This is a genomic window from Photorhabdus heterorhabditis (genome assembly GCF_018448905.1).
GTDB classification, from domain to species: domain Bacteria; phylum Pseudomonadota; class Gammaproteobacteria; order Enterobacterales; family Enterobacteriaceae; genus Photorhabdus; species Photorhabdus heterorhabditis.
The window spans coordinates 1-4,973 of sequence record NZ_RCWA01000079.1 but is presented as its reverse complement, the minus strand read 5'-3'; the positions used below and the strand labels follow the sequence as shown (position 1 = coordinate 4,973).

General features: G+C 51.9%; 6 protein-coding genes. All 6 read left to right on the top strand.

Annotated elements, in window-relative coordinates; translation table 11 throughout:
* On the top strand, positions 1–875 hold an 875-nt coding region (locus EAE89_RS22175), incomplete at its 5' end, for a type VI secretion system Vgr family protein (protein WP_214086599.1).
* Positions 876–878: 3 nt separating this feature from the next.
* Positions 879–1,691: a toxin Tle1 chaperone Tla1 gene (gene tla1 / locus EAE89_RS22170; RefSeq protein ID WP_054481753.1), complete on the top strand. Its 813-nt coding sequence runs from the start codon at positions 879–881 to the stop codon at positions 1,689–1,691.
* Positions 1,672–2,184, top strand: coding sequence for a Tli1a family immunity protein (tli1a, locus tag EAE89_RS22165; RefSeq protein WP_214086598.1), 513 nt, complete (start codon positions 1,672–1,674; stop codon positions 2,182–2,184). The genes tla1 and tli1a (EAE89_RS22165) overlap by 20 nt, the downstream gene beginning before the upstream one ends.
* Before the next feature lie 50 nt (positions 2,185–2,234).
* Positions 2,235–2,750 carry a Tli1a family immunity protein gene (gene tli1a / locus EAE89_RS22160; RefSeq protein WP_214086600.1) on the top strand — a complete coding sequence of 172 codons (516 nt, stop codon included), beginning with the start codon at positions 2,235–2,237 and terminating at the stop codon, positions 2,748–2,750.
* 50 nt (positions 2,751–2,800) lie between these two features.
* The gene (tli1a, locus tag EAE89_RS22155; RefSeq protein ID WP_214086597.1) at positions 2,801–3,316 is read left to right on the top strand and encodes a Tli1a family immunity protein; all 516 of its coding nucleotides are present in this window, start codon (positions 2,801–2,803) and stop codon (positions 3,314–3,316) included.
* Positions 3,304–4,973: T6SS phospholipase effector Tle1-like catalytic domain-containing protein (locus tag EAE89_RS22150; protein ID WP_214086596.1), on the top strand; the 1,670-nt coding region annotated here is incomplete at its 3' end. The genes tli1a (EAE89_RS22155) and EAE89_RS22150, both read left to right, overlap by 13 nt.

Below are 4,973 nucleotides of genomic sequence, written 5' to 3'. Positions count from 1 at the left end.
ACGAGCGCGGGAAAGAGCACATCAAACTCAGTACGGAATACGGCGGCAAGAGTCAGCTGAATCTGGGGCATCTTGTCGATGGTCAGCGCCCGCACCCGGATAAACGGGGCGAGGGCTTTGAACTGCGCACCGATAGTTGGGGGGTGATCCGCGCGGGTAAGGGGTTGTTTATCAGTGCGGATGAACAGGCTAAAGCCAGAGGGGAAGTCCTGTCGATGACCCCGGCGATCAGTCTGGTCAAAGGGGCGGTGAATCAGGTCATGGAGTGGGGCACGGTGACAAAAACCCACCTGAATTATTCCCCGGATACTGAGAGCCTGAAAACCTATTTACAGGGCGTGGATCAACTGAAAATGGCCGCCATGTTGCTCAGTGCGCCAGAGGGTATCGGTGTTGTCAGCCCGCAGACGGTGATGTTGCACAGTGGTCAGGCGCTCTATGCCCAAAGTGCGGGCGACGTGCATATGGCTAGTGCCTGCCGCATTGGTATGAATGCCACTCAGGCCATCTCTTTACTGGCGCAGACAGAGGGAATGCGTCTGGTCTCGGGGAAAGGGCCACTCACGATGGAATCCCACGGGGATGAGTTAGGTCTCACCGCGTTAAAGGATGTCACGGTCAAGTCAACGCAGGGGCAAGTACAGATTATCGCTAAAAATGGCCTGACGTTGGCGTGTGGCGGTGCCTATATCCGTCTCTCTCCGGCAGGAGAAGTCGAAATTCATGGGCCGGGCCTGCTAAGCCTGAAAGGGCAGCACAAAATGGATGCCCCGGCCAAACAGGATTTTCCGTTACCGGACTTGCCGGAATCCGTGTGTAAAGAGTGCCTGAAAAAAGCGCAGGAGATGGCGCAAGGGTTTGTTTTGAGGAAATAACCGATGAATAACGTTGAAATAACTGACTGGATTGCTTCACTTGAGACGTCAGCAAAGGATGTCGGCCTGCGTTGTCTCGATATCATTGTGGATCAGTCCGGGAGCGAGTTCTCGCTGATCCCGGCGTTGGAAAGTTTTTCGCCTGAAATTAAATGGTGTTCACTGTTTCAGGGATTGCCCGAAGAGATTGTGGTGGATGATGCGCCGGTCTTGATCCGGATTGATTTAACCCAACCTGACCAGCGGCAATGGATGCAGGAAATTATCTGGCGCTTAAGGGAAGAACCGTTGCTGTTGATTTTATGCTCGTCATGGTCATTTGACCTGTTGGCTCAGTATTTAATTCAATGTGCGGATGCTGCATACGCGGGACAGGCGGGCATTTTACGCTTTTTTGATCCGCGTATTTTCCCGGTGCTGTTTTCTCATGTGTTGGATGCGGAGCAGCAACAGCAATTACTCCGCCCCGTTCTGTTCTGGAGCTGGCTTGATCGTGACGGCATTTCGAATTTTTTTTGGGGTGAGGGGAATGCTGAGCCAGTTAGTGACGCCATTGAGAAAATTGATCTCACTGATAAACAGCTGGAGTCTCTCCTGTGCGTCTCTGATGCTCATCTGCTAATGCCGCAACTGAATCCGTACGACTACCCAGACGTGGCACGTGAACACCTGTTTAACCTCTGTTATGCCCTGATGGTCGAAGCATTTGACAAACCTATTTTACTGGATGATGACAGAGCATCCTTTGTGCTTGAGCATCTCAAAGCCAGATTATCCCTCAATGAAGGAGCGAAAGATGAAAAAACACCGATTTAAATGGGCGGTTTTATGCCTGTTACTGGCGGCGTGTAGTCAGTTTCCGGCGCAGGCAGGAACCATTGAGGCGATTAACCATACCAAGTGGGCGATTAATCGGTTCAGTGTGGATGATAATCCCGGTATCGATAGTATCGGGCCGTATCAGGGCGGTGGCGGTGGTTGCTGCTATCGGGCTCCGGAGAAATGGAAACCGGGGATGACGGTTAAGGTGGATTGGGAAACCGGTGTCGCTTTCTCCGACGATTTTCCCGGATATGCGAATAGGGAAAAATATTTGGCATGGGATAGGAAAATCAATGCCCAGAAACGCCAGCATAGCCAGGTAGTACCAGTGCCCGATTATACCGGTCAGCGCACCTGTGGGATTACGGTGCATTTCTTCCCCTGTGATCAGGTGAAGGTGACGACGTCCTGTGCTACCTACAATAGTCCCAATTATCCGATTAAAGAACCGTTAGTAATGAAGGAGCCGAAAGTATGTCCGAAATAATGCCGACAGGCATCTCAAAGCCAGATTATGCCTTATTGAAGGAGAGAAAGATGAAGAAACACCGGTTTAAATGGGCGGTTTTATGCCTGTTACTGGCGGCGTGTAGTCAGTTGCCGGCGCAGGCTGGCGTGATTATCGCGATTAACCATACCAAGTGGGCGATTAACCGGTTCAGTGTGGATGACACGCCGGGTATCGATAGTATCGGGCCATATCAGGGCGGTGGCGGTGGTTGCTGCTATCGGGCTCCGGAGAAATGGAAACCGGGGATGACGGTTAAGGTGGATTGGGAAACCGGTGTCGCTTTCTCCGACGATTTTCCCGGGTATGAAAACGACGAGAAGTATTTGGAATGGGATAGAAAAATAAATGCCCAGAAACGGCAGCATAGCCAGGTAGTGCCGGTGCCCTATTATCAGAATGGGGGAGATACCTGCGGGATTACGGTGCACTTCTTGCCTTGTGATCAGATTAAAGTCACGACCTCTTGTGACGCCTACGGTAGCCCGAACTACCCGATTAAAGAACCGTTAGAAATGAAGGAGCCGAAAGTATGTCCGAAATAATGCCGACAGGCATCTCAAAGCCAGATTATGTCTTATTGAAGGAGAGAAAGATGAAGAAACACCGGGCTAAATGGGCGGTTTTATGCCTGTTACTGACGGCGTGTAGCCAGTTTCCAGCGCAGGCTGGCGTGATTATCGCGATTAACCATACCAAGTGGGCGATTAACCGGTTCAGTGTGGATGATAATCCCGGTATCGATAGTATCGGGCCATATCAGGGCGGTGGCGGTGGTTGCTGCTATCGGGCTCCGGAGAAATGGAAACCGGGGATGACGGTCAAGGTGGATTGGGAAACCGGTGTCGCTTTCTCCGACGATTTTCCCGGATATGCGAATAGGGAAAAATATTTGGCATGGGATAGGAAAATCAATGCCCAGAAACGCCAGCATAGCCAGGTAGTGCCGGTGCCTTATTATCAGAATGGGGGAGATACCTGCGGGATTACGGTGCATTTCTTGCCCTGTGATCAGATTAAAGTCACGACCTCTTGTGACGCCTACGGTAGCCCAAACTACCCGATTAAAGAACCGTTAGAAATGAATGAGCCGAAAGTATGTCCGAAATAAATCATAACGATGCGGTCTGGTTGCCTGCCCCTTTTCCCGTCGATGGGCGGTTGCCGTCTAAACGCTATCTGGTCGGGCAAAATTGTCACCGTCAGACCAGTGATGAAAGGGCTTACCATCAGGAATTGTGTCTGGCGGCAGAGCGCCGGGTGATACCGCCTTGCTGTAAAACGTTGCATGTCAGCCTGTTTTTTGATGGTACTGGTAATAATTTGTATAACGACCTTTATCAGGCTGTTCCTCACCATCCGACTAATATCGTTCGGCTGTTTCAGGCGACGATTGGGGCCGGTTATGCGGGTGGGGCGGCAGGTAAGCCGTTACTGGATGATGTCGAAAGCACCGGGGGAAAGTACTTTAAGTATTATATCCCCGGTGTGGGTACCCCCTTCCCGGAAATTAATGATCTGGATTACAGCACATGGGGACTGGCTTTTGCTGATCGGGGGGAGGACCGGATCAACTGGGCGCTACTGCGGTTGATTGATGTATTAAAGCGGGTATTAGTAAATGACAAAATTGATGATGCGGCTTGTCAAAAATCTTTGGAGGCGATGTCCACCACCTGGCACACATTGGACCTGGGAGGGGCGCATAACCGTTATAGCGAGTTTTATAAGCAGTTTGCCCGTTTAAAACGTGAGCTAAAAATAGCCCGCAGCCAGCCCGGTCGGGGCAAATCCAAATTGCTGGGGATGAAGTTGTATGTGTATGGTTTTTCCCGTGGGGCAGCAGAGGCCCGGGCCTTTGTCAACTGGCTGGCTGAATTGTTTCCGCCTCCGAAAGGGGATGACCTGAAGCCATCACCGTGTCTGCAAGCGAAAAACGAAACCGACCCGGATTGTAACCTGCCCATCAGTGTGGAGTTTCTCGGGCTGTTTGACACGGTGGCGTCGGTTGGAGTGAGCCATATGGTTCCTGTCGTTGAGGGGCATATGGCCTGGGCCGACGGCACGCAGGAACTGCCATCGGAGGAGACTTACGGCGGGTTGGTGAAACGCTGTGTGCATCTGGTCTCAACCCATGAACAGCGGCTGAGTTTCCCGATGGATTCGATTCGCCGTTCCGATGGGACCTACCCGACCGGTAGCACCGAGGTGATTTATCCCGGGGTGCATTCTGATTTGGGGGGTGGGTATCCACCGGGAGACCAGGGTAAGGCGATAGGCAAAATAGACTCATTACTCTTGTCGCAGATTGCTCTGCATGAGATGTATGCGGCGGCCTTTCAAGCCGGGGCACCGCTTAAGGTTCCTCCATCAGTATTACCTTATGATTTACAATATCAATTATGGCGGGCGATGCATGCTGATGTTCAGAAAGAATTTGAAGTTGATTCTGAACTTGTTAACCGCTTCAACGCCTGGCGCAAAGTCACTTTGGGACTTGATATGCCGGAACAACCGCTGTCCGCCGAAGAGGCGGCCCGCTTTGAGCCGGTACGGTCAGCTGTGGCGCTGGAGCAGGCCATGAAAAACCAGATGGACTGGCTGACCGCCTGGCGTATCGAACGCTACGCCAATGGGAGGTTACTCAGTACGCCGTTTTTTCTTGCCGCCCCTAACCGTGACGCGGATAAGGCGCATTATGCGCAGAGTGAACAGGCGAGGAAAGACAGGCAGGATGCTGTGTCAAAGAAACGGAAAGCCCAGCGACT

Excerpts from the sequence above, each read along its gene's own strand:
- tla1 (WP_054481753.1), top strand. The coding sequence starts at position 879 with ATGAATAACGTTGAAATAACTGACTGGATTGCTTCACTTGAGACGTCA.
- tli1a (WP_214086598.1), top strand. The coding sequence starts at position 1,672 with ATGAAAAAACACCGATTTAAATGGGCGGTTTTATGCCTGTTACTGGCG.
- tli1a (WP_214086600.1), top strand. The coding sequence starts at position 2,235 with ATGAAGAAACACCGGTTTAAATGGGCGGTTTTATGCCTGTTACTGGCG.
- tli1a (WP_214086597.1), top strand. The coding sequence starts at position 2,801 with ATGAAGAAACACCGGGCTAAATGGGCGGTTTTATGCCTGTTACTGACG.